Raw genomic sequence first — 22,864 nt, 5'->3', positions numbered from 1 at the left:
ATGGGCCTGCGTAAATTCCTCGACAAGATCGAGCACAACTTCGAGCAGGGTGGCCGCTTCGAGAAGTGGTATGCGCTGTACGAAGCCGTCGACACCTTCTTCTACCGCCCGGGCAGCGTGACCAAGACCACCGCCCACGTGCGTGACGGCATCGACCTCAAACGCATGATGATGACGGTGTGGTTTTGCACCCTGCCGGCGATGTTCTTTGGCATGTGGAACATCGGTTTCCAGGCCAACAGCCTTATGGCCGCCAACCCCGAGCTGCTGGCGGCCCAGGATGGCTGGCGCTTCGGCCTGATTGGCCTGCTCGCGGGTTTTGACCCGAACAACCTGTGGGATTGCTTTATCCAAGGCGCGGCGTATTTCCTGCCGGTGTATCTGGTCACCTTTATCGTCGGCGGTTTTTGGGAAGTGTTGTTTGCTTCCATCCGCCGGCATGAGGTTAACGAAGGTTTCTTCGTCACTTCCGTGCTGTTCGCCCTGACCCTGCCGCCGGATATCCCGCTGTGGCAGGTGGCGCTGGGCATCAGCTTCGGCGTGGTGATCGGCAAGGAAGTGTTCGGCGGCACCGGTAAGAACTTCCTTAACCCGGCCCTGGTCGGCCGCGCCTTCCTGTTCTTTGCCTACCCGGCGGATATTTCCGGTGATGCGGTGTGGACTGCTGTGGACGGCTATGCCGGTGCCACTGCACTGTCCGTGGCCGCGTCTGGCGGTATCGAGCAGGTGACGGCCAATGGCCTGAGCTGGTGGAACGCGTTCGTCGGCCTGGAGCAGGGCTCCATGGGCGAAACCAGCGTGCTGGCGATCTTTATCGGCGGTGCTTTCCTGCTGCTGAGCAAGATTGCCTCCTGGCGCATTGTCAGTGGCGTGATGCTCGGCATGATCGCCATGAGCTACCTGTTCAACGCCATCGGCTCGGCGACCAATCCGATGTTCTCGATGCCCTGGCATTGGCACCTGGTGGTCGGCGGCTTTGCCTTCGGCATGATCTTTATGGCCACTGACCCGGTGTCGGCGTCCATGACCAACACCGGCAAGTGGCTGTTCGGCGCGCTGATCGGGGTGATGGTGGTGTTGATCCGCGTGGTCAACCCGGCCTTCCCGGAAGGCATGATGCTGGCGATTCTGTTCGCCAACCTCTGTGCGCCGCTGATCGACCACTTCGTCGTGCAGGCCAATATCAAGCGGAGGCTCGCCCGTGGCTAAGCAAGAATCGACCGTCCGCACTCTGATCGTGGCGGTACTGGTGTGCCTGGTCTGCTCGGTGTTCGTCGCCGGCGCAGCGGTGGCGCTGAAACCGACCCAGGTGGAAAACCGCCAACTGGACAAACAACGCAGCATTCTGGCGATTGCTGGTTTGGGCGAGGAGGGCATGTCGGCCTCCGCGATCAAGGCGCTGTACGCCGAACGGATCAAGGCCCGCGTGGTTGACCTGCAGTCTGGCACCTTCAGCGATACCGAGGACGCCGCCAGCTTCGATCCGCTCAAGGCGGCCAAGGACCCGGCGCTGTCCGATGCCCTCGCCGGGCCGCAGGACATCGCCTCGCTCAAGCGCCGCGAGCGGCTTTCCACCGTGTATATGGTGGAAACCGACGGCCAGCTCGACACCCTGATCCTGCCGGTACGCGGTTACGGCCTGTGGTCGACCCTGCACGGCTTTATCGCCATCAAGGGCGACCTCAATACCGTGGTCGGCTTCGGTTTCTACCAGCACGGTGAGACCCCGGGTCTGGGTGGCGAGGTGGACAATCCGAAGTGGAAGGCGCTGTGGGCCGGCAAGACCCTGTTCGACGAGCAGGGGCTGCTTGCCGTGGAAATCATCAAGGGCAGTGTCGATCCGCAGGCGGCCAAGGCCACGCACCAGGTCGATGGCCTGGCCGGTGCCACGTTGACCAGCAAGGGCGTGAATAACCTGCTGCATTTCTGGCTGGGCGAGAGCGGCTTCGGTCCGCTGCTGGCCAATATTAAGCTCCTTAGACAGAAAGCAGGGGAGGCATAAGCATGTCGCAACCCACCATCAAGAGCGTGTTGCTCGACCCGATCTTTCACAACAACCCCATCGGTCTGCAGATCCTCGGTATCTGCTCGGCGCTGGCGGTGACCTCCAACCTGAAAACCGCCTTGGTGATGTCGATCGCCCTGACGCTGGTGACCGGTTTCTCCAACCTGTTTATCTCGATGATTCGCAGCCAGATCCCCAGCTCGATCCGTATGATCGTGCAGATGGTGATCATCGCCTCGCTGGTGATCGTGGTGGACCAGATCCTCAAGGCGTTCGCCTTCAGCCTGGCCAAGCAGCTGTCGGTGTTTGTCGGCCTGATCATCACCAACTGCATCGTTATGGGTCGCGCCGAGGCGTTTGCCATGCAGAACCCGCCGATGCTGTCGTTCTTCGATGGCATCGGCAACGGCCTGGGTTACAGCGCCATGCTGATCGTCCTCGGCGTGTTCCGCGAGCTGTTTGGGGCAGGCAAGTTGCTCGGTTACAGCATTCTGCCAACGGTCACCGACGGCGGCTGGTATCAGCCCAATGGCATGCTGCTGTTGCCGCCTTCGGCGTTCTTCCTGATCGGTCTGATCATCTGGGCGCTGCGCAGCTGGAAACCCACGCAAAAGGAAGCCCCGGCTTTCCGCATGGCCCCGCAAGTCTCGGATAAGGAGGCCTACTGATGGAGCACTACCTCAGCCTGTTCGTGAAGGCGGTGTTTATCGAGAACATGGCCCTGGCCTTCTTCCTCGGCATGTGCACCTTTATCGCCATCTCCAAGAAGGTGGAAACCGCTATTGGCCTGGGCATTGCCGTGGTCGTGGTGCAAGCCATCACCGTGCCGGCCAACAACCTGCTGTACACCTACCTGCTCAAGGAAGGTGCGCTGGCCTGGGCCGGGCTGCCGGAAGTCGACCTGTCGTTTCTCGGCCTGCTCAGCTACATCGGGGTGATCGCCGCCATCGTGCAGATCCTCGAGATGCTGCTGGATAAGTACGTGCCGGCGCTCTACAACGCCCTTGGCGTGTTTCTGCCGTTGATCACGGTGAACTGCGCGATCATGGCCGGCTCGCTGTTTATGGTGGAGCGCGACTACAACCTGGCCGAGAGCGTGACCTACGGCATCGGCTCCGGTTTCTCCTGGGCCCTGGCCATCGCGCTGCTGGCCGGCATCCGCGAGAAGCTCAAGTACAGCGATGTGCCCGAAGGCCTGCAGGGTCTGGGCATCACCTTTATCACCATCGGTCTGATGTCGTTGGGTTTTATGTCCTTCGGCGGCATTCAACTGTGAAGCACCGGCAAAACTACTGCGCTTGCCCAGGCTGTGTTGAAAACAGGCTCGGACTGCTCATTTACAGGCCCGTAAACTCCGCGTCCTCGCCTGTTTTCGCCTTGCCTGAGCTGTGCTCGCTACGTTTTTCCGGCGTTTCAAAAAGGGGTTAATGAATGGGTTTCGAGATTTCCCTGGCCATCGGCATGTTCACCGCTATCGTCCTGGCGTTGGTGGTGATCATCCTGGCTGCGCGCGCCAAGCTGGTCTCCAGCGGCGACGTGAATATCGTCATCAACGGCGAGCGTACCCTCACCGTGCCGGCCGGCGGCAAGTTGCTGCAGACTCTGGCGGCGAACAACCTGTTCCTCTCTTCGGCTTGCGGCGGCGGCGGTACCTGCGCCCAGTGCAAGTGCGTGGTCGAGTCGGGCGGTGGCGAGATGCTGCCCACCGAGGAGTCGCACTTCACCAAGCGCGAAGCCAAGGCTGGCTGGCGTCTGTCGTGCCAGACTCCGGTCAAGCAGGACATGCACATCGAAGTCTCGGAAGAAGTGTTCGGGGTGAAGAAGTGGGAATGCACGGTGGAGTCAAACCCCAACGTCGCCACCTTTATCAAGGAGCTGACGCTGCGCCTGCCGGAAGGCGAGAGCGTGGACTTCCGCGCCGGCGGCTACGTGCAGCTGGAGTGTCCGCCGCACGAGGTGGCCTATAAGGACTTCGACATCCAGCCCGAATACCGTGGCGACTGGGACAAGTTCAACCAGTGGAAGTACGTGTCCAAGGTCGAGGAGCCGGTGATCCGCGCCTATTCCATGGCCAACTACCCGGACGAGAAAGGCATCGTCAAATTCAACATCCGCATCGCCTCACCGCCGCCGGGCAAGGATCACCTGCCGCCGGGGCAGATGTCGTCCTGGGTGTTCGGCCTCAAGCCAGGTGACAAGGTCACGGTATACGGGCCGTTTGGTGACTTCTTCGCCAAGGACAGCGACGCCGAGATGATCTTTATCGGCGGCGGTGCTGGTATGGCACCGATGCGTTCGCACATTTTCGACCAGCTCAAGCGCCTCGGCTCCACGCGCAAGATCAGCTTCTGGTACGGCGCGCGCTCGCTGCGTGAAGCCTTCTATGTCGAGGAATACGACCAGTTGGCGGCGGAGAACCCGAACTTCGAATGGCACCTGGCGCTGTCCGATCCGCAGCCGGAAGACAACTGGACTGGCCTCAAGGGCTTTATCCATAACGTGTTGTTTGAACAGTACCTCAAGGACCACCCCGCGCCGGAAGACTGCGAGTTCTACATGTGCGGCCCACCCATGATGAACAGCGCGGTGATCAAGATGCTGCTGGACCTGGGCGTGGAACGCGAGAACATCCTGCTGGACGACTTTGGTGGCTAAAACTCGGCTCGATTGGCTACTGCGTTTGCTCCTTGGGCCGCAGGCAGTGCGCGGAATCCTCATGTACTACTCGTACACTGCGGCTCCTGTGCGCTGGCTGCGACTCAAGGCCCTGCGCTCGCTACGCCACTCAAACCAAGTTTTCACTGCGTTGTTCGCCTTGCTGGCCGGCGTGCTGCTGACCGGTTGCAGCGAGCAGATCGAGGAATTTGGTGGCCCGACCATGGGCAGCCACTACTCGCTGAAATATGTGGCGGGTGAGGGCGCTGTGGATGCCGCTGTGCTTAAGGCTGAGGTGGAGGGTCTGTTGGCCGAGGTGGACCAGCAGATGTCCACCTGGCGTGCGGATTCCGACCTGTCGGTATTCAACCGTTTGCCCGCCGGCAGTTGCCGGGCTATGCCGGCTCCAGTGCTGGCGCTGGTCCGCGCCGGCGAGCAGTTGTCGGTCGAGAGTGACGGTGCCTTTGACCTGACCATTCAGCCGTTGCTCGATTTGTGGGGCTTCGGCGCGCAGTCGCGCGGTGAGCGGGTACCCAGCGCCGAGCAGATTACGGCGGCGCGGGCCAGTGTCGGTCACCAGCACCTGCGCATCGACGGCGCACAGCTGTGCAAGGACGCTGCCGTGCAACTCGATCTCAACAGCATCGCCGCCGGCTACACGGTGGACCGCATTGCCGCGCGCCTGGCCGAATTGGGCGTGCGCAGCTACCTGCTGGATGTCACTGGTGAAATCAAGGCGCTCGGGCGCAAGCCGGATGGTTCGCCCTGGCGCATCGCCATCGAGGCCCCGCGTGACGATCAGCAGGTGATGCAGAAGGTGTTGGCGCTGGACGGTCTTGGGGTTTCCACCTCCGGCGACTACCGCAACTACTTTGAGCGTGATGGTAAGCGCTACTCGCACACCCTCGACCCGCAGACTGGCGCGCCGATCACGCATCGCCTGGCGTCGGTGACGGTGGTTGATCCATCGACCCAGCGCGCCGATGGCTTGTCTACTCTATTGATGGTGCTGGGGCCTGAGCGTGGCTACGCCTTCGCTGAGCGAGCGGGCATCGCCGCCTTCTTTGTCACCCGTATCGACCAGGGCTTCGCTACCCAGGTGACACCCGCATTCACTCGCCGTTTCGGCAAAGGAGATCACCCATGACCTGGGTTCTGGTATTTGCATTGATGCTGCTGGTGGTGCTGGGCATGGCCGTCGGGGTGATTTTCGGGCGCAAACCCATCGCAGGCTCCTGCGGTGGCATCGCCAACCTCGGTATCGAGAAAGAATGCTCAATTTGCGGCGGTAGCCGTGAGAAGTGCGAAGAAGTGAATCGTGAACAGGCGGGCGATGTAGTGAATTCAAAGCTCGCCTACGACGCGACCAAGCGCTAATGTGCAGCGCAAAACGGCCCGGCTAAGCTGTGCCGATAATCAAGTGTGTCGTGGCCATGGTGTCACGCCACCTTCAGGGCCGCGCAGGCACCTGAGGCGTTCTGAAAGGAGTAAGCATGGCGGTCTACAACTACGACGTGGTGGTGCTGGGTTCCGGCCCTGCGGGTGAAGGCGCGGCAATGAACGCGGCCAAGGCCGGGCGCAAGGTGGCCGTGGTCGACAGCCGCCGTGAAGTCGGCGGCAACTGCACTCACCTGGGCACTATCCCGTCCAAGGCGCTGCGCCATTCGGTGCGGCAGATCATGCAGTTCAACACCAACCCGATGTTCCGCCAGATCGGCGAGCCGCGCTGGTTCTCCTTCCCGGACGTGCTGAAAAGCGCCGAGCGGGTGATCGCCAAGCAGGTGAGTTCGCGCACCGGCTACTACGCGCGCAACCGTATCGATGTGTTCTTCGGTACCGGCAGCTTCGCCGATGAGCACACCATCGAAGTGGTTTGCCCCAATGGCGTGGTGGAAAAGCTGGTGGCCAAGCAGATCGTCATCGCCACCGGTTCGCGCCCGTATCGCCCGGCCGACGTCGATTTCCGCCACCCGCGCGTGTATGACAGCGACACCATCCTCAGTCTGACGCACACGCCGCGCCGCATCATCATCTACGGTGCCGGGGTGATCGGCTCCGAGTACGCCTCGATCTTCAGCGGCCTGGGCGTACTGGTCGACCTGATCGACAACCGCGACCAGTTGCTGAGCTTCCTCGATGCGGAAATCTCCGATGCGCTGAGCTACCACCTGCGCAACAACAACGTGCTGATTCGCCATAACGAAGAGTACGAAAGCGTCGAAGGCGTGGAAAATGGCGTGGTTCTGCACCTCAAATCCGGCAAGAAGATCAAGGCTGACGCCTTCCTCTGGTGCAACGGCCGTACCGGCAATACCGATCAACTGGGTCTGGAAAACATCGGCATCAAGGTCAACAGCCGTGGCCAGATCGATGTTGATCAGAATTACCGTACCTCGGTGTCGAACATTTACGCGGCTGGCGACGTGATTGGCTGGCCGAGCCTGGCCAGTGCGGCGGCCGACCAGGGCCGCTCGGCGGCCGGCAGCATCGTCGACAATGGTAGCTGGCGTTTCGTCGATGACGTGCCGACCGGCATCTACACCATTCCGGAGATCAGCTCGATCGGCAAGACCGAGCGCGAGCTAACCCAGGCCAAGATTCCCTATGAAGTGGGCAAGGCGTTCTTCAAGGGCATGGCGCGGGCGCAGATTTCACACGAGCCGGTGGGCATGCTGAAGATCCTGTTCCACCGCGAAACCCTGGAAGTGCTCGGCGTGCATTGCTTCGGCTATCAGGCTTCGGAGATCGTGCACATTGGCCAAGCGATCATGAACCAGAAGGGTGAGGCCAATACCATCAAGTATTTCGTCAACACCACCTTCAACTACCCGACCATGGCGGAAGCCTATCGGGTGGCGGCGTTCGACGGTCTCAACCGGCTTTTTTGAGCGGCTCCGGCCGGTGGCCTGAGCCGGCCGGGGAGGACCCGTTCAGTGACTCCCGCGACTGGCGTTGGCCGAATCGCGAAAGTTTCTGATCAGGCTTAACGAAAAACCGGCCCATGCGGCCGGTTTTTTATGTATGGATTATCTAGGGCTGGTGAAATCCGTGGGTTTCACCAGCCCTACGCCTAGGCTTCACGCGCTTTGCGGCAACGTCGTCATGGCCAGGCCGGGGAAGTCGGTGATGATGCTATCCACACCGAAGTCCGCCAGGCGGCGCATCAGTGCCGGCTCATTGACCGTCCACACCGAGACATGCAAACCGGCTTTCTGCGCTTTGAGCAGGCGCTCCGGGGTGCACAGCGTCCAGTTCAGCGCGAGCAGGTGGCAGCCGTAATGTTTGGCCACTTTCAACGGGTCGAGCCAGGCGTATTCGGCAACCAGGCCGCGCTGCAGGTGCGGGGTCAGGCGCTGCAGGGCGCTGAGCACCTCGCGGGAGCTGGAGGTGACGGTGACCTTGTCGGTCAGCTGGTAGCGTTCGGCCAGTTCGGCGATGGCCTTGACCATGCGTGCCGAGCGAACCTTCGAGGCGCTTTTGACTTCCAGCTGCCAGTGCTCGAAATCGCAGTGCTGGAACAGCTCTTCCAAGCGCGGGATCGGGCAGGGCGTTACCGCGCCAGGGCCGCCTTTGCGCGCGTCATAGGTCACCAGCTCGGCGGCGTCATGCTCGACCACCTTGCCGCGGTGGCCGGTGGTGCGCTTGAGGGTCGGGTCGTGAATCACCATCAGCTCGCCGTCGCGCGACAGGTGCAGGTCCAGCTCGCAGCGGCGCACGCCATGTTTCAGGCATTGCTGAAAACTGGCCAGGGTATTTTCCGGCACCTCACCTTTGGCCCCGCGATGTCCGTAGATGACTGTCACTGTTGCTCCTTGTCTGGCAGGGCTGCGCCGGGTTGATGGTGGCGCACGCTGTTGATCACATGTTTGTGTTCGAAATAGACGCTGAATTCGCGGTAATCCCAGCGGGTGATCGGCGGGTTGCCGACGCTCGGGTGTTCTTCATCGGCCAGGCCGAAGCGTTCCAGCACCGCGCGTTGAGATTCGCCGAACTGCGGCAGCTGAAAACTGGTTGCGCCTTGTTGGCCGAGCGGGATTTCCAGGGTTTCGGCGCTGGCAGCGAGTGGCAGCAACAGCGCGAGCAGTAGCAATAGACGAGGCATGGCGGCTCTTTTCAGGACTGCAGGGGGTGTTCGCGGGCCTGGCGGCGTTCCAGTGCCTGGCGTTGCAGGATATGCCGGGCGAGCAATTGGCGCTGGGCGTCGGTGACGGCCTCGAACTCGGCGCCAATATCGAATTGCTGCGACGGCAGCGGCCGGCAATGCACGACTTTGGCCCGCAGCAGCAGGCCCAGTGCCTGTGGCATCAGCACCATCTTGACTGCCAGGTGCGCACCTGTGGCCACCGGCTGGGCATTGTTGAAGCTGACGCCACCTTCGGACAGGCTGACTTTGCGCGGCGCGCCGATGTCGCGCAGCAGGCTTTGCGCCACGGCCTGACCGAGCAGGTCGATGCGCTTGTTCATCACCTTGAGGTAGTTAGCCAGGGTGCGATCACGCTCGGTGATATGCCGCAGCAGGTGCTGCGACTCGAAGTCCATCAGGTGCAGATCGCTGAGCAGGTTGAACAGTGGCGAGTTGTCGTGAAGCTCGTCACTGGCCAGGGCTTCGGCCCCGGACAGCAGGGTGAATTCCAGTGCGATCGTATCGTCGATACGATAGTATTCGCGGCGATCATCTTCATCTTGAGTCGGCATGGCGAACCCATGGCAGCAGTAGTGGTCAGAGTGTAAGGCTGCTCGCCAAGCCCCGCCACAAGGACGTTTCTTTTTCCCTCGAATCAGCCCCCGACATGTTCAGACCTCTGTTCGTATTTATCGGCACGCGCTACACGCGGGCCAAGCGTCGCAACCACTTCGTATCCTTTATTTCCCTGACCTCGATGATCGGGCTGGCACTTGGCGTGCTGGTGATGATTCTGGTGCTGTCGGTGATGAATGGCTTCGACCATGAAATGCGCACTCGGGTGCTCGGCATGGTGCCGCACGCCACGGTCGAGAGCGCCACGCCGATCAGCGACTGGCGTCGCCTGGCCGACAAGGCGCAGGCCAATCCGCAGGTAGTGGCGGTTGCGCCGTTCAGCCAGATGCAGGGCCTGCTGACCCATGATGGCAAGGTGCAGAAAGTGCTGATCAATGCGGTCGATCCGCTTGAAGAAGCCAAGGTCTCGATCATCGGCAATTTCTTTCAGCAGGGCCGCCTGGAGGCACTGCAGCCGGGCGAGTTCGGCATGGTGATTGGCGACAAGGCCGCGGCCAAACTCGGCGTCGGCCTGGGTGACAAGGTCACCTTTGTCGCCCCGGAAGTGACGGTCACCCCAGCCGGCATGTTTCCCCGCCTTAAGCGCTTTACCGTGGTCGGCATCTTCCATGTCGGCGCGGGCGAGATCGACGGCCACCTGGCCCTGACCCATGTGCAGGATCTGGCGCGCTTGCAGCGCTGGAAACCTGACCAGGTGCAGGGTATTCGCCTGAAATTCGCCGACCTGTTCCAGGCACCGCGTACGGCCTGGGCCCTGGCGCAAACCCTGGGCGAGGGTGACTACTATGCCCGCGACTGGACCCGCACCCACGGCAACCTGTATCAGGCGATACGCATGGAGAAGGCGATGATTGGCCTGCTGCTGTTGCTGATCGTCGCCGTCGCCGCGTTTAACATCATTTCCACCCTGGTCATGGTGGTCACCGACAAGAAGGGCGATATCGCTATTCTGCGCACCCTGGGTGCCACGCCTGGGCAAATCATGGCGATCTTTATGGTCCAGGGCACGGTGATCGGCGTGTTCGGCACGGCGATTGGCGCGGTGCTGGGCTGTCTCGCGGCGCTAAATATCAGCAGCGCGATTGCCGCGCTGGAAGGCCTGCTGGGCATCAAATTCCTCAACGCCGATGTGTACTTTATCGACTACCTGCCTTCGCAGCTGATGCTCGCGGATGTGCTGCTGGTCTGCGGCGCGGCGCTGGTTCTAAGTTTTCTCGCCACCCTTTACCCGGCCTGGCGCGCGGCGCGTACCCAGCCCGCGGAGGCGCTACGTTATGAATGATCAGGTTATGAGTGATCCGGCTATGCAAGATCGTGCAGTGTTGAGTTGTCGCAACCTCGGCAAAAGCTACGACGAGGGCCCGCAATCGGTAGTGGTGCTGGAAGATTTGCAGCTGGAACTGCACCCGGGCGAGCGCGTGGCGATTGTTGGCAGCTCCGGCTCGGGCAAGAGCACCTTGCTGAATATGCTTGGCGGCCTGGATACACCGAGCACCGGCAGTGTCTGGCTGGCCGGCGAGGAGTTGTCGGCGCTGAATGAAAAGCAGCGCGGCCTGCTGCGTAACCGCGCCCTTGGCTTCGTTTACCAGTTCCACCATCTGCTGCCGGAATTCACTGCGCTGGAGAACGTGTGCATGCCCTTGCTGATTGGCCGCACGCCGATCAGCGAAGCGCGTCAGCGTGCCACGGCGCTGCTGACGCGGGTTGGTTTGGGCCATCGCCTGGCGCACAAACCGTCGGAGCTGTCCGGCGGTGAGCGTCAGCGTGTGGCGATTGCCCGTGCGCTGGTCAATCAGCCGGGTCTGGTGCTGCTCGATGAGCCCACCGGTAACCTCGATCACCACACCGCCCAAGGCATTCAGGACCTGATGAAGGAGCTGAGCAGCTCGTCGCAGACCGCCTTTCTGGTAGTGACCCACGACATGGCTTTGGCCCAGCAGATGGATCGCATCCTGCGTCTGGAAGACGGCAAGCTGGTGGCCGCCTGATGTTTCGTCCGCTGAGTATCTTTATCGGTATCCGCTATACCGGAGCCAAGCGGCGCAACCACTTTATTTCCTTTATCTCGATGACCTCGATGATCGGCCTGGCGCTGGGCGTTCTGGCCATGATCGTGGTGCTCTCGGTGATGAACGGTTTTCAGAAGGAAATGAGCACGCGCATCCTCGGCATGGTACCGCACGCCAGCATCGCTGGGGTCAAACCACTGGATGACTGGCAGCAGGTCGCTGCTGCCGCAAAGAACAATCCGCAGGTGGTCGCCGCCGTGCCGTTTGCCGAGCTGGAAGGCATGCTTTCGGTACGCGGCGCGATGCAGCCGGTGCAGCTGCATGGCGTCGATCCGGCGCTGGAGCCGCAGGTGTCGATCATCGACAAGCATATGCAGCAAGGCCGCCTGAGCGATTTGCGTGAAGGCGAGTTCGGCGTGGTACTCGGCGAGATCACCGCGCGGCGCTTCCAGCTACGCGTCGGCGACAAGCTGGCGCTGATCGTGCCGGAACTGAGCAGTGTGCCGGGCGGTATCAGTCCGCGCATGCAGCGCTTGAACGTGGTCGGCATCTTCAAGGTGGGTGCCGAGCTGGACAGCTCGCTGGCACTGCTGCACGTCGCCGATGCTGCGCATATCCAGCGCATGCAGCCGGGCCAGGTACAGAGCGTGCGCCTGAAGCTGCGCGACCTGTACCAGGCACCGCAGGTGGCCGCGAGTATTGCTGCCGGGTTGGGCGAGGGCTACAAGGCCAGTGACTGGACCCTGACCCAGGGCAGCCTGTTCAGTGCGATGAAGATGGAAAAGACCATGATTGGCCTGCTGCTGCTGCTGATTGTCGCGGTTGCGGCCTTTAATATCATCGCCACTTTGATCATGGTGGTGGCGGACAAGGGCGCGGACATCGCCATCCTGCGCACCCTGGGCGCGACGCCGGGGCAGATCATGGGCATCTTTATGGTGCAGGGCACTGTGATCGGCGTGATCGGTACGCTGATCGGCGCGACGCTGGGTATTCTCGCCGCGTTGAATGTCAGTGAGCTGGTGGCCTGGATCGAGCGCTTTAGCGGCCAGCAGGTGATGAGCTCGGATGTGTATTTCATCAGCAACCTGCCGTCGCAGTTGCTGCTCTCGGATGTGCTGCTGATTTGCGGCGCGGCGTTCAGCCTGAGCTTTCTGGCTACGGTCTATCCGTCCTGGCGCGCCTCGCGCATCCAGCCGGCCGATGCGCTGCGTTACGAATAAGCTACGCTGGCAGAAACAAAAAGCCGTTACTGAGTAACGGCTTTTTTGCTTTCTACGGGGTCGACTCATGGAGTGAGTCTATGCGCACAGGGATATTGGCGCTGCTGGCTGGGTTGCTGGTGTTGCGCTGGTTGCCAAGTTTGCCGCCAGTCTGGCTGTTGGCTCTGCTGCCAATCATCGGCTTGATGCTGCTGCCATTTCGCAGCTATCCGCTGGCGCTGTTTCTCTTTGCATTCACTTGGGCGTGTACCTCCGCGCACTGGGCGCGGGATGATCGTTTGCCGGCGCAATTAGACGGCCGCACGCTGTGGCTGCAAGGCCAGGTCGTCGGCCTGCCAGAGGTTGGTGCCGGCGTGGTGCGCTTTCAGCTGCAACAGGCCGATGCGCGCCGCGATCAGTTGCCATCCCTATTGCGACTGGCCTGGTATGACGGCCCCGCGTTACGGGCAGGGCAGACCTGGCGGCTGGCGGTGCGACTCAAGCGTGCGCATGGCTTGGTCAACCCGCAATCCTTCGATTACGAGGCCTGGCTGCTGGCGCAGCGGATTGGCGGCACCGGCACGGTTAAAACCGGTGAACTGCTGTACCCGGCCAGCGGTGCCGGGGCTTGGCGGGATCAGCTGCGCCAGCTCCTGCTCGCCACTCCGGCGCATGGTCGTGAAGGAGTGCTAAGTGCGTTGGTGCTGGGGGACGGCTCCGGCCTGTCGACAGCTGACTGGCAGGTGTTGCAGAGCACCGGCACGGTTCATCTGATGGTGATTTCCGGCCAGCATATCGGTCTGCTGGCTGCCCTGTTATATGGCCTGGTAGCAGGCTTGGCGCGCTTGGGTTACTGGCCGCGCGCCTGGCCGTGGTTGCCGTGGGCGTGTGGTCTGGCGTTTGCCGGTGCCCTCGGTTACGGCCTGCTGGCCGGATTTCAGGTGCCGATACAGCGCGCCTGCTTGATGGTCGGTCTGGTGCTGCTGTGGCGCTGGCGTTTTCGCCATCTCGGCGTTTGGCTGCCGTTAGCGCTGGCCTTGCTGGCAGTGTTGTTGAGTGAGCCACTGGCCAGCCTGCAGGCGGGTTTCTGGCTGTCGTTTGGCGCGGTCGCGCTGCTTATTCTGGTGTTTGGCGGTCGCCTGGGGGTTTGGCCTTGGTGGCAGGCCTTGCCGCGCGCGCAGTGGGCCATGGCCATCGGTTTGTTGCCGTTGCTGCTGGCTCTGGGCCTGCCAATCAGCGCCAGTGGGCCGCTGGCCAATCTGCTCGCGGTGCCGGTGATCGGCCTGTTGGTGGTGCCGCTGGCATTGCTCGGCACCCTGTTGCTGCCGGTGCCGGTTATCGGCGCTGAGTTGCTCGGGCTGGCCGGCGCGATTGTCGATGTGCTGTTCAGCTTGCTCGCGCAGATGGCTTTGTGGCTGCCTGCCTGGCTGCCCAGTGCCTTGCCGTTGTGGTCATGGTTGCTGGTGCTGTGTGGGGCACTGCTGTTGGTGATGCCCGCGGGCTTGCCGATGCGCAGCCTGGGCGTATTGCTGCTTTTGCCGTTGCTGTTCAGCCCGCAGCAGCGCCCGGCATTTGGCCAGGCCGAGGTGTGGCTGTTGGATGTCGGCCAGGGGCTGACGGTGCTGGTGCGCACTCACCAGCACGACCTGCTGTATGACGCCGGGCCGCGCTTTGGTGATTTCGATACTGGTGAGCGGGTGGTGTTGCCGTCCTTACGGGCGCTGGATGTGCGCGGGCTGGATCTGCTGCTGATCAGTCACGCCGACAACGACCACGCTGGCGGTGCGCTGGCTATTCAGCGCGGGCTACCCGTGCAGCAGGTGCTTAGCGGCGAAGCCGACGGCTTGCCGGCGCAATTAGCCGCAGCGGCGTGCGTCAGTGGTCAGCACTGGCAATGGGATGGAGTGCGCTTTAGCACCTGGCGCTGGGCGGACGCTACCACGGGCAACCAGGCCTCCTGCGTCTTGCGGGTGGAAGCCAATGGCGAGCGACTGCTGCTTACCGGCGATATCGACAGTCAGGCCGAGCGCGCCTTGCTCAGCAGTGGCCAGGATCTGCGCGCCGACTGGTTGCTAGCCCCGCATCACGGCAGCCGCAGCTCCTCTTCAGCCGATTTCTTGGCCCAGGTTGCACCGTCGGCGGTGCTGTTTTCGCGTAGCCGGCACAACGCCTTTGGTCACCCGCATACCGGGGTGATCGCCCGTTACCAGGCCATTTCCGCGCAGCTGTATGACACGACCACCCATGGCGCTGTGCGGATTCGCTTGGGCGCTTTCGAGCAAGCGCAGGGTTTGCGCGATCAAGCACGCTTTTGGCGGGAAAAATGAGAACGGCAGCGGTCGGCGAGGCGGCGACCCTATGTTAGAGTTGCGCCACTTTTGTGAAGGGGATCTGCCACCGTGTGGGAACTGGTCAAAGCTGGCGGCTGGATTATGCTGCCGATCATTCTGTGTTCTATCGCTGCGGCCGGCATCATTGCCGAGCGCCTGTGGACGCTGCGGCCGAGCCGCATCACCCCACCCAACCTGCTCGGTCAGGTATGGAAGTGGATCAAAGAGAAAAAGCTCAATAGTCAGAAGCTCAAGGAGCTGCGCGCCAACTCGCCGTTGGGGCAGATCCTCGCCGCCGGTCTGGCCAACTCCAAGCATGGTCGCGAGATCATGAAAGAGTGCATCGAGGAAGCCGCGGCGCGGGTGATTCACGACCTGGAGCGTTACCTCAATGCCTTGGGCACCATTGCTGGTATCGCGCCACTGCTGGGTTTGCTCGGTACGGTGCTGGGCATGATCGATATCTTCGGCTCGTTTATGGGCTCGGGTCAGACCAATGCGGCATCGCTGGCCGGTGGTATCTCCAAAGCATTGATCACCACGGCAGCCGGCCTGATCGTGGCCATTCCAGCACTGTTCTTCCATCGTTACCTGCAACGCCGGGTCGATGAGTTGGTCGTCGGCATGGAGCAGGAAGCGATTCGCTTGGTGGAAGTGGTGCAGGGCGACCGTGACGTCGACATGGGCGAGGACAAGGCGTGAAATTCCGGCGCAAACCGCGGGAGAACGTCGAGATCAACCTGGCCTCGTTGATCGACGTGGTGTTTATCCTGCTGCTGTTCTTTGTGGTCACCACCACCTTTACCCGTGAGACCCAGCTCAAGGTCGAGCTGCCCGAGGCTGCCACTGGCACGCCGCCGGAGCAGACTGAACTGAAGCAGCTGGAAATCCTGATTGCCGCCGATGGCAGCTATTCGCTGAATGCCAAGCAGTTGCTGAAAAGCGATCTGGACAGCCTGATGGCGGCGCTGCAGAAAGAATCGGACGGCGATAACAGCCTGCCACTGATCATCAGCGCGGATGCCAAGGCGCAGCATCAGGCGGTGATTACCGCCATGGATGCGGCCGGCAAACTGGGTTTTGCCCACCTGCGCATGACCACCATCGAGGCGCAAGCCGCGCCTTGAGGGTTAGCCACTGATGAGCCTGTCCGCACGACTCACTGCTGCCTGGTACGCCGGTCACCCGGCGCTGGGTTTGTTGCGTCCGCTGGAATGGCTTTATCGCACGGTGGTGCAGCGCAAACGCGCGCGCTTTCTGGCGGGTGAGGGCGAGATCTACCGGGCTCCGGTGCCCGTAGTGGTGGTAGGCAATATCACCGTCGGTGGCACCGGCAAGACCCCCATGATTCTCTGGCTGATCGAGCATTGTCGCCGTCAAGGGTTGCGCGTCGGCGTGGTCAGTCGCGGCTATGGCGCGCAGCCGCCGCACTTGCCTTGGCGCGTGCAGGCCGATCAAACCGCCAGCGTTGCCGGTGATGAGCCGCTGTTGATCGTGCAGCGCAGTGGCGTGCCGCTGGTGATCGACCCCGATCGCAGCCGCGCGGTGACTGCCTTGCTGATGACCGAACCGCTGGATCTGATTCTCAGCGACGACGGCCTGCAGCATTACCGATTGGCTCGTGATCTGGAGCTGGTGCTGATCGATGCGGCGCGTGGTCTGGGCAATCGTCGCTGCCTGCCGGCGGGGCCGCTGCGTGAGCCGGTCGAGCGCCTGCAAAGTGTGGATGCGCTGCTCTACAACGGTGCGGCCAGCGATCCGCAAGACGGCTACGGCTTTACCTTGCAACCGCGTGCGCTGATCAATCTGCGCAGCGGCGAGCAGCGCCCCTTGAACCATTTCCCGCCGGGCCAGGCCCTGCATGCAGTGGCCGGCATCGGCAATCCGCAGCGTTTCTTCAATACCCTCGAAGGGCTACACTGGCGGCCTGTTGCGCATGCGTTTGCCGACCATGCGCCGTACAGCGCCGAGTTGTTGGCTTTCAGCCCGGCGCTGCCGCTGGTGATGACGGAAAAAGATGCGGTTAAATGCCGGGCCTTTGCCGCTGACGATTGGTGGTACCTGGCCGTCGACGCCGAGCCTTCGCCCGCGTTTGTCGGCTGGCTGGACCAGCAGCTGCAACGCCTGCTGTCGCGTACCTAGGCGCCGGCTAATCCCGTTTCGCCCCCTGCAGTCGTTCTACCTCAAGGATTTCCCATGGACCCGAAACTGCTCGATATCCTCGCTTGCCCACTGTGCAAAGGGCCGCTGAAACTCACTGCCGACAAAGCCGAACTGGTCTGCAAGGCCGATGCCTTGGCCTTTCCGGTGCGTGACGGGATTCCGGTGATGCTGGAAACCGAAGCGCGCACCCTGAATGTCGACGAACGTCTGGACAAATAAATGAGCACTGCTTTTACCGTTGTGATCCCCGCGCGTTTCGCCTCCAGCCGCCTGCCGGGCAAGCCGCTGCAAGATATCGCCGGCAAGCCGATGATCCAGCATGTCTGGGAACAGGCGTGCAAAAGCAGCGCGCAGCAGGTGGTGGTGGCGACCGATGATGCGCGCATCGTCGAGGTCTGCCGCGGCTTTGGCGCGCACGTTGTGCTGACCAAGGTCGAGCACAATTCCGGTACCGACCGTCTGGCCGAAGTGGCCACGGCCCTGGGTTTGGCCAATGACGCCATCGTGGTCAACGTGCAGGGCGATGAGCCGCTGATTCCGCCCAGCATCATCGATCAGGTGGCGGCCAATCTGGCGGCCAACACGCAAGCGGCGATGGCCACTCTGGCCGAGCCGATTGAGGATGTGCAGGCGTTGTTCAACCCCAATGTGGTCAAGGTGGTCAGCGACAAGACTGGCCTGGCCCTGACCTTCAGCCGTGCGCCGCTGGCCTGGGCCCGCGATGCCTTCGCCAAGAGTCGTGACGAACTGCCCGCTGGCGTGCCGTATCGTCGGCATATCGGCATCTATGCCTACCGTGCGGGTTTTCTCCACGATTTCGTCGCCTGGGGCCCGTGCTGGCTGGAAGACACTGAGTGCCTGGAGCAGCTGCGTGCGCTCTGGCACGGCGTGCGCATTCACGTGGCTGATGCCCTGGAAGCGCCGCCGGCCGGTGTCGATACGCCAGAAGACCTTGAGCGCGTTCGGCGCCTGCTGGGGGCTTGATGCGCGTTCTGTTCGTTTGCCTGGGCAATATCTGCCGCTCGCCCACGGCCGAGGGTGTGTTGCGCCACAAGCTGCGTGCAGCTGGGCTGGAAGGGTGCATTGAAGTCGATTCGGCCGGCACCGGCGATTGGCATGTGGGTAAGGCGGCAGATATCCGTACTCGCCAGGCGGCGCAGCAGCGCGGCTATGATTTGTCGGCGCTGCGCGGCCGCCAGGTCAACGTGGCGGATTTCCACGCCTTTGACCTGATTCTGGCGATGGATAACAGCAACCTGCACAACTTGCAGCAACTGCGCCCGGGCAATGCCTCGGCCGAGCTAGATCTGTTTCTGCGCCGCTATCAGCTTGAACTGGATGAAGTGCCGGACCCTTATTACGGCGGTGAAGCCGGTTTTGAGCAGGTGCTGGATCTGCTCGAGCAGGCCTGCGATGCCCTGGTGATTGAACTCAAGGGGCGGTTATGAGCCTGCATATTCAGACTCAGGTGTCGCTCAAGCCCTACAACAGCTTTGCCGTTGAGGCCCAGGCCAGTCATTTTGCCGAAGCGCAGGATGATCAGCAGGTCGAACAGGCGCTGGCTTACGCGCAAGCGCAAAAGCTGCCATTGCTGTTGCTCGGTGGTGGCAGCAACCTGCTGCTGACTGCTGACGTCGATGCCCTGGTGCTGCGCATGGCCAGTCGCGGTATTCGTTTGCTGAGCGATGACGGCGAGCGTGTCGTCATTGAGGCCGAAGCAGGGGAGCCGTGGCACCCGTTTGTACAGTGGACGTTGGCCCAGGGTTTTGCCGGGCTGGAAAACCTCAGCCTGATCCCCGGCACTGTGGGCGCGGCTCCGGTGCAGAATATCGGCGCTTATGGCGTCGAGTTGAAAGACCTGTTTGCCGGCCTGACCGCGCTGGACAGAAACAGCGGCGAGTTGCGCGAGTTCTCCCTGGCGGACTGCGCCTTTGCTTATCGCGACAGCCTGTTCAAGCGTGAAAACGGCCGCTGGGTGATTCTGCGTGTGCGTTTCGCCTTGAGCCGCACTGCGGCGTTGCATCTGGACTATGGCCCAGTACGCCAGCGCCTGACCGAGCAGGGTATTGCCGCGCCGACGGCCAGTGATGTGAGTGCAGCGATTTGCGCGATCCGCAGCGAAAAATTGCCCGACCCGGCCGAGCTGGGCAATGCCGGCAGCTTCTTCAAGAATCCGCTGGTATCGGCCGAGTTGGCGCAGCGTCTGCGTACCGAACATGCCGATCTGGTTTCTTATCCGCAGGCAAACGGGCAGGTCAAACTGGCCGCCGGTTGGTTGATCGAGCGCGCGGGCTGGAAGGGTTTTCGCGAAGGTGATGCCGGTGTGCACCGCTTGCAGGCGCTGGTGCTGGTCAACTATGGCAGCGCGAGCGGCGCGCAGTTGCTGGCCTTGGCACAGCGTATTCAGGCGGATATCGCCGAGCGCTTTGCCGTTGTGCTGGAGATCGAGCCGAACGTGCTGTAGCGGCGTTGTCGATGTAATAACGCCGGTGTGTGGATTTGTGTTCTGCCATAACGCAAAAGGGGGATGCTAAAAGCATCCCCTTTTTTTATTGCTCCGAGTGACCTCAGGCGAGCGGTTTGGCCGCTTGCTCTTCGGTTTCGGCGTCTGCTACCGCAGGGCTGAACAGCTCCTCGCTTGCTGCTTCGGCTGGCGCTTCAGCTTCAACGACTTCGCTGCTGACTACGGCTTCGACAACCGGCTCGGCCACAACTGCTGCCACTACGGCCTCAACCTGAGGCGCTGCGGCAGTTTCGCTCGCTTCGCGGGCCTGACGTTCGGCTTCGCGCTGACGGCGACGCACTTCACGTGGGTCGTTCGGTGCGCGGCCAGTGCTGCTCAGTGCTTCCGCAGGGGCAGCTGCAACGGCTGGTGCTTCTGCAACCACTTCGGCTACAACAGCCTCAACCACTTCCGCCACTGCAACCGGGGCGGCTGGTGCGACAAACTGTTCTATCGGCTGCTCAACCTGTTGTTCAGCTTCGGCAACTACCACCGGTGCTTCTACCGCCACTTCTGCCACTACCGCTTCGGCTTCAATGGCAGCTGGAGCGCTGATCGACTCTTCGCGGGCTTCGGCGACTGGGTTGCTGATTGGCTCGGCAACGCTGGCTTCTGCTGCGACGTGCTCGACCACTACGGCTTCGCTCGGCTGCTCGGCGCGTGGCGCTTCGCTGTCGGCTGGACTCGCTTCGGCGCTAACTGCGGTGCTGGCGGCGACTGCTACAGCGGCAATGTTGCCGTCAGCAGTTTCTTCACCGGCTTCTTCGCTGCCTTCGATCGGGTTGCCATTGGCATCGCTCTGGCGCTCACGACGATTGCTGCGACGACGCTGACCACGCGAGCGGCGACGTGGGCGATCGCCCCCTTCGCTGCCTTCTTGATCATCATCCTGCAGTGCTTCTTCGCCATTCAGCACTTCTTCTTCATCGGCTGCTGCAGCGGCTTGTTCGGTACGTGGCTGACGCTCTTCACGCGGCTGGCGTGGTTGACGCGGCTCGCGTTGCGGGCGTTCGCTACGCACTTCTTCAGTGGCTACGGCTGGGCTGTCACCCTGAACGGCATCCAGCGGCTCGCGCAGTTCGCGTGGTTGACGCTCTTCACGTGGCTTACGATCACGTGGCTGACGCTCTTCACGCGGCGGACGCGACTGACGCACTTCCTGCGGCTCACGAACTTCTACTACGTCACGCGGGCTGCGTTCTTCGCGCGGTGCGCGGTCTTCGCGTGGCGCACGCTCTTCACGCGGGGCGCGGTCCTCACGTGGAGCACGTTCTTCACGGGCGACGCGTGGTTGACGCTCTTCGCGTGGTGCGCGGTCCTCACGTGGAGCACGCTCTTCGCGCGGCTTACGGTCTTCGTTGTTGCGGCCACCGCGGCTGCGGTTTTGCTGACGACCGTTGCGACGCTCATCGCTGCGCTGCGGGCGTTCGCTGGTTTTCTTCTCAACGACGGTAGGTTTTTCTTCTTCCTTGCCGGCGAACAAGCTGACCAGCGACTTGACCAGGCCCTTGAATAGGCTTGGCTCGGCAGCAGCTACAGGCTGTGCGGCGACTGCTTCAACCGGGGTTGGAGCAGTGCGCTGCGGCGCGGTCTTGATTGCGGCTTCCTGGCGAACCAGGGTGCGCGTTGCGGCGGCCTGCTTCTCTTCTTCCACTTCAATGGTCGCCATTTCATAGCTGGATTGAGTGGACTGAGCTTCCGGGCTGTCGTCACGGATGCGGGTGACTTCGAAGTGCGGGGTTTCCAAGTGATCGTTCGGCACGATAACGATGCGCGCACGAGTACGCAGTTCGATCTTGGTGATCGAGTTGCGCTTCTCGTTGAGCAGGAAGGCGGCAACTGGAATTGGCACCTGGGCGCGAACTTCGGCGGTGCGGTCTTTCAGGGCTTCTTCTTCGATCAGGCGCAGAATGGCCAGCGACAGCGATTCAACGTCACGGATGATGCCTTGGCCGTTGCAACGCGGGCAGACGATGCCGCTGCTTTCGCCCAGGGATGGACGCAGGCGCTGACGCGACATTTCCAGCAAACCGAAGCGCGAGATGCGGCCCACTTGGACGCGGGCGCGGTCGGCTTCCAGGCTTTCGCGGACTTTCTCTTCCACGGCGCGCTGGTTCTTGGCTGGAGTCATGTCGATAAAGTCGATCACGATCAGGCCGCCGATATCACGCAGGCGCAGTTGGCGAGCGATTTCTTCGGCTGCTTCCAGGTTGGTCTGCAGGGCGGTTTCTTCGATGTCGCTGCCTTTGGTCGCACGGGCCGAGTTGATGTCGATGGACACCAGGGCTTCGGTCGGGTCGATCACGATGGAGCCGCCGGATGGCAGTTTCACTTCGCGCTGGAAGGCGGTTTCGATCTGGCTTTCGATCTGGAAGCGGTTGAACAGCGGTACGCTGTCTTCATACAGCTTGATCTTGCTGGCGTACTGCGGCATCACCTGGTTGATGAAACTCAGGGCTTCCTGCTGCGCTTCGATGCTGTCGACCAGTACTTCACCGATGTCCTGGCGCAGGTAGTCGCGGATGGCGCGGATGATTACGTTGCTTTCCTGGTAGATCAGGAATGGCGCAGCGCGGTCCAGCGAGGCTTCTTTGATCGCGGTCCAGAGTTGCAGCAGGTAATCGAGGTCCCACTGCATTTCTTCGCTGGAGCGGCCCAGGCCTGCGGTGCGCACGATCAGGCCCATGTCGCTCGGAGCGACCAGGCCGTTCAGCGCTTCACGCAGTTCGTTGCGCTCTTCGCCTTCGATACGGCGCGAGATGCCACCGGCACGTGGGTTGTTTGGCATCAGCACCAAATAACGACCGGCCAGGCTGATAAAGGTGGTGAGGGCTGCGCCCTTGTTGCCACGCTCTTCTTTCTCGACCTGAACGATGACTTCCTGGCCTTCCTTGAGCACGTCTTTGATGTTGACGCGGCCTTCGGGAGCCTTGCTGAAATATTCGCGGGAGATTTCTTTGAGGGGCAGAAAACCGTGGCGCTCTGAGCCGAAGTCGACGAAAGCGGCTTCAAGGCTAGGCTCTACGCGGGTGATCTTACCCTTGTAGATGTTGGATTTTTTCTGTTCACGGGCACCGGATTCGATGTCCAGGTCGTAGAGTTTTTGGCCATCTACCAGGGCGACACGCAGCTCTTCGGGCTGAGTTGCGTTAATCAGCATTCTTTTCATGTAGTACCGTCGGTTTCCGGTGCTGGCGGAAGCGGCGTTCGGCACACACGACTCTCAGGGTCGGTGTCA

Annotated in this window: 23 protein-coding genes; 19 read left to right on the top strand and 4 right to left on the bottom strand. The window is 62.0% G+C overall.

Annotated elements, in window-relative coordinates; genetic code table 11:
• The 8 genes from WBK23_RS04210 to sthA all read left to right on the top strand — a co-directional run bounded on the left by WBK23_RS04210 (window position 1) and on the right by sthA (window position 7,548).
• The gene (locus WBK23_RS04210) at window positions 1-1,209 is read left to right on the top strand and encodes an NADH:ubiquinone reductase (Na(+)-transporting) subunit B (RefSeq protein ID WP_424482722.1); all 1,209 of its coding nucleotides are present in this window, start codon (window positions 1-3) and stop codon (window positions 1,207-1,209) included.
• Window positions 1,202-2,002 (top strand): Na(+)-translocating NADH-quinone reductase subunit C, encoded by an 801-nt coding sequence (locus tag WBK23_RS04205; protein ID WP_424482721.1) that lies wholly within the window; start codon window positions 1,202-1,204, stop codon window positions 2,000-2,002. The genes WBK23_RS04210 and WBK23_RS04205 overlap by 8 nt, the downstream gene beginning before the upstream one ends.
• Window positions 1,999-2,673, top strand: coding sequence for an NADH:ubiquinone reductase (Na(+)-transporting) subunit D (locus WBK23_RS04200; protein WP_424483284.1), 675 nt, complete (start codon window positions 1,999-2,001; stop codon window positions 2,671-2,673). The genes WBK23_RS04205 and WBK23_RS04200 overlap by 4 nt, the downstream gene beginning before the upstream one ends.
• The gene (nqrE, locus tag WBK23_RS04195) at window positions 2,673-3,281 is read left to right on the top strand and encodes an NADH:ubiquinone reductase (Na(+)-transporting) subunit E (RefSeq protein ID WP_424482720.1); all 609 of its coding nucleotides are present in this window, start codon (window positions 2,673-2,675) and stop codon (window positions 3,279-3,281) included. Before WBK23_RS04200 ends, nqrE begins: the two co-directional genes overlap by 1 nt.
• Window positions 3,282-3,436: 155 nt before the next feature.
• Window positions 3,437-4,660 (top strand): NADH:ubiquinone reductase (Na(+)-transporting) subunit F, encoded by a 1,224-nt coding sequence (gene nqrF / locus WBK23_RS04190; protein WP_424482719.1) that lies wholly within the window; start codon window positions 3,437-3,439, stop codon window positions 4,658-4,660.
• Window positions 4,661-4,721: 61 nt separating this feature from the next.
• On the top strand, window positions 4,722-5,807 hold the full coding sequence (locus tag WBK23_RS04185; RefSeq protein ID WP_424482718.1) for an FAD:protein FMN transferase: 1,086 nt from the start codon (window positions 4,722-4,724) through the stop codon (window positions 5,805-5,807).
• Window positions 5,804-6,037 carry a (Na+)-NQR maturation NqrM gene (gene nqrM, locus WBK23_RS04180; protein WP_424482717.1) on the top strand — a complete coding sequence of 78 codons (234 nt, stop codon included), beginning with the start codon at window positions 5,804-5,806 and terminating at the stop codon, window positions 6,035-6,037. Before WBK23_RS04185 ends, nqrM begins: the two co-directional genes overlap by 4 nt.
• 116 nt (window positions 6,038-6,153) lie before the next feature.
• Window positions 6,154-7,548: a Si-specific NAD(P)(+) transhydrogenase gene (sthA, locus tag WBK23_RS04175; protein WP_424482716.1), complete on the top strand. Its 1,395-nt coding sequence runs from the start codon at window positions 6,154-6,156 to the stop codon at window positions 7,546-7,548.
• A gap of 189 nt (window positions 7,549-7,737) precedes the next feature.
• On the opposite strand, the gene WBK23_RS04170 is transcribed toward sthA, so the two are convergent.
• From WBK23_RS04170 to WBK23_RS04160, 3 genes are read right to left on the bottom strand one after another with little or no spacing between them, the layout of a single operon-like run.
• Window positions 7,738-8,463: a glycerophosphodiester phosphodiesterase gene (locus tag WBK23_RS04170; RefSeq protein WP_424482715.1), complete on the bottom strand. Its 726-nt coding sequence runs from the start codon at window positions 8,461-8,463 to the stop codon at window positions 7,738-7,740.
• Complete coding sequence (locus WBK23_RS04165) at window positions 8,460-8,762, bottom strand: phosphodiesterase (RefSeq protein ID WP_424482714.1); 303 nt, start codon at window positions 8,760-8,762, stop codon at window positions 8,460-8,462. Before WBK23_RS04165 ends, WBK23_RS04170 begins: the two co-directional genes overlap by 4 nt.
• 11 nt (window positions 8,763-8,773) lie before the next feature.
• Entirely contained in the window at window positions 8,774-9,355 is a 582-nt protein-coding gene (locus tag WBK23_RS04160) for a PilZ domain-containing protein (RefSeq protein WP_424482713.1), read from the bottom strand.
• Between the two features lie 95 nt (window positions 9,356-9,450).
• On the opposite strand from WBK23_RS04160, the gene WBK23_RS04155 reads away from it, so the two are divergent.
• The 11 genes from WBK23_RS04155 to murB all read left to right on the top strand — a co-directional run bounded on the left by WBK23_RS04155 (window position 9,451) and on the right by murB (window position 19,587).
• Window positions 9,451-10,701 (top strand): lipoprotein-releasing ABC transporter permease subunit, encoded by a 1,251-nt coding sequence (locus WBK23_RS04155; protein ID WP_424482712.1) that lies wholly within the window; start codon window positions 9,451-9,453, stop codon window positions 10,699-10,701.
• Window positions 10,702-10,723: 22 nt separating this feature from the next.
• Entirely contained in the window at window positions 10,724-11,407 is a 684-nt protein-coding gene (lolD, locus tag WBK23_RS04150) for a lipoprotein-releasing ABC transporter ATP-binding protein LolD (protein WP_424482711.1), read from the top strand.
• Window positions 11,407-12,651: a lipoprotein-releasing ABC transporter permease subunit gene (locus WBK23_RS04145; RefSeq protein ID WP_424482710.1), complete on the top strand. Its 1,245-nt coding sequence runs from the start codon at window positions 11,407-11,409 to the stop codon at window positions 12,649-12,651. Before lolD ends, WBK23_RS04145 begins: the two co-directional genes overlap by 1 nt.
• An 80-nt stretch (window positions 12,652-12,731) precedes the next feature.
• The gene (locus WBK23_RS04140) at window positions 12,732-14,957 is read left to right on the top strand and encodes a DNA internalization-related competence protein ComEC/Rec2 (protein ID WP_424482709.1); all 2,226 of its coding nucleotides are present in this window, start codon (window positions 12,732-12,734) and stop codon (window positions 14,955-14,957) included.
• 72 nt (window positions 14,958-15,029) lie between these two features.
• Window positions 15,030-15,662: a MotA/TolQ/ExbB proton channel family protein gene (locus tag WBK23_RS04135; protein WP_424482708.1), complete on the top strand. Its 633-nt coding sequence runs from the start codon at window positions 15,030-15,032 to the stop codon at window positions 15,660-15,662.
• Window positions 15,659-16,087 carry an ExbD/TolR family protein gene (locus WBK23_RS04130; RefSeq protein WP_424482707.1) on the top strand — a complete coding sequence of 143 codons (429 nt, stop codon included), beginning with the start codon at window positions 15,659-15,661 and terminating at the stop codon, window positions 16,085-16,087. The genes WBK23_RS04135 and WBK23_RS04130 overlap by 4 nt, the downstream gene beginning before the upstream one ends.
• Before the next feature lie 13 nt (window positions 16,088-16,100).
• Window positions 16,101-17,102 carry a tetraacyldisaccharide 4'-kinase gene (gene lpxK, locus WBK23_RS04125; protein WP_424482706.1) on the top strand — a complete coding sequence of 334 codons (1,002 nt, stop codon included), beginning with the start codon at window positions 16,101-16,103 and terminating at the stop codon, window positions 17,100-17,102.
• Window positions 17,103-17,156: 54 nt separating this feature from the next.
• A complete protein-coding gene (locus WBK23_RS04120) occupies window positions 17,157-17,342 on the top strand; it encodes a Trm112 family protein (protein ID WP_424482705.1) in 186 nt (61 codons plus the stop codon).
• Complete coding sequence (kdsB, locus tag WBK23_RS04115; RefSeq protein ID WP_424482704.1) at window positions 17,343-18,107, top strand: 3-deoxy-manno-octulosonate cytidylyltransferase; 765 nt, start codon at window positions 17,343-17,345, stop codon at window positions 18,105-18,107. It begins immediately after the preceding gene.
• Window positions 18,107-18,571, top strand: coding sequence for a low molecular weight protein-tyrosine-phosphatase (locus tag WBK23_RS04110; protein WP_424482703.1), 465 nt, complete (start codon window positions 18,107-18,109; stop codon window positions 18,569-18,571). The genes kdsB and WBK23_RS04110 overlap by 1 nt, the downstream gene beginning before the upstream one ends.
• Window positions 18,568-19,587, top strand: coding sequence for a UDP-N-acetylmuramate dehydrogenase (murB, locus tag WBK23_RS04105; RefSeq protein WP_424482702.1), 1,020 nt, complete (start codon window positions 18,568-18,570; stop codon window positions 19,585-19,587). The genes WBK23_RS04110 and murB overlap by 4 nt, the downstream gene beginning before the upstream one ends.
• Before the next feature lie 103 nt (window positions 19,588-19,690).
• Here murB and rne read toward each other — a convergent pair whose 3' ends face one another.
• Window positions 19,691-22,795: a ribonuclease E gene (gene rne / locus WBK23_RS04100; protein ID WP_424482701.1), complete on the bottom strand. Its 3,105-nt coding sequence runs from the start codon at window positions 22,793-22,795 to the stop codon at window positions 19,691-19,693.
• Window positions 22,796-22,864: the final 69 nt, after the last annotated feature.

Origin of the sequence: Pseudomonas sp. (genome assembly GCF_049653025.1) — a bacterium.
Classification (GTDB): Bacteria; Pseudomonadota; Gammaproteobacteria; order Pseudomonadales; family Pseudomonadaceae; genus Aquipseudomonas.
Note: the sequence above shows the minus strand (reverse complement) of the source record. Positions and strands in the feature narration are given on the sequence as shown.

Excerpts from the sequence above, each read along its gene's own strand:
- nqrF (WP_424482719.1), top strand. The coding sequence starts at position 3,437 with ATGGGTTTCGAGATTTCCCTGGCCATCGGCATGTTCACCGCTATCGTC.
- WBK23_RS04145 (WP_424482710.1), top strand. The coding sequence starts at position 11,407 with ATGTTTCGTCCGCTGAGTATCTTTATCGGTATCCGCTATACCGGAGCC.
- murB (WP_424482702.1), top strand. The coding sequence starts at position 18,568 with ATGAGCCTGCATATTCAGACTCAGGTGTCGCTCAAGCCCTACAACAGC.
- kdsB (WP_424482704.1), top strand. The coding sequence starts at position 17,343 with ATGAGCACTGCTTTTACCGTTGTGATCCCCGCGCGTTTCGCCTCCAGC.
- WBK23_RS04165 (WP_424482714.1), bottom strand. The coding sequence starts at position 8,762 with ATGCCTCGTCTATTGCTACTGCTCGCGCTGTTGCTGCCACTCGCTGCC.
- nqrE (WP_424482720.1), top strand. The coding sequence starts at position 2,673 with ATGGAGCACTACCTCAGCCTGTTCGTGAAGGCGGTGTTTATCGAGAAC.
- rne (WP_424482701.1), bottom strand. The coding sequence starts at position 22,795 with ATGAAAAGAATGCTGATTAACGCAACTCAGCCCGAAGAGCTGCGTGTC.
- WBK23_RS04120 (WP_424482705.1), top strand. The coding sequence starts at position 17,157 with ATGGACCCGAAACTGCTCGATATCCTCGCTTGCCCACTGTGCAAAGGG.
- WBK23_RS04110 (WP_424482703.1), top strand. The coding sequence starts at position 18,107 with ATGCGCGTTCTGTTCGTTTGCCTGGGCAATATCTGCCGCTCGCCCACG.
- WBK23_RS04140 (WP_424482709.1), top strand. The coding sequence starts at position 12,732 with ATGCGCACAGGGATATTGGCGCTGCTGGCTGGGTTGCTGGTGTTGCGC.
- WBK23_RS04210 (WP_424482722.1), top strand. The coding sequence starts at position 1 with ATGGGCCTGCGTAAATTCCTCGACAAGATCGAGCACAACTTCGAGCAG.
- sthA (WP_424482716.1), top strand. The coding sequence starts at position 6,154 with ATGGCGGTCTACAACTACGACGTGGTGGTGCTGGGTTCCGGCCCTGCG.
- nqrM (WP_424482717.1), top strand. The coding sequence starts at position 5,804 with ATGACCTGGGTTCTGGTATTTGCATTGATGCTGCTGGTGGTGCTGGGC.
- WBK23_RS04160 (WP_424482713.1), bottom strand. The coding sequence starts at position 9,355 with ATGCCGACTCAAGATGAAGATGATCGCCGCGAATACTATCGTATCGAC.
- lolD (WP_424482711.1), top strand. The coding sequence starts at position 10,724 with ATGCAAGATCGTGCAGTGTTGAGTTGTCGCAACCTCGGCAAAAGCTAC.
- WBK23_RS04155 (WP_424482712.1), top strand. The coding sequence starts at position 9,451 with ATGTTCAGACCTCTGTTCGTATTTATCGGCACGCGCTACACGCGGGCC.
- WBK23_RS04185 (WP_424482718.1), top strand. The coding sequence starts at position 4,722 with ATGTACTACTCGTACACTGCGGCTCCTGTGCGCTGGCTGCGACTCAAG.
- lpxK (WP_424482706.1), top strand. The coding sequence starts at position 16,101 with ATGAGCCTGTCCGCACGACTCACTGCTGCCTGGTACGCCGGTCACCCG.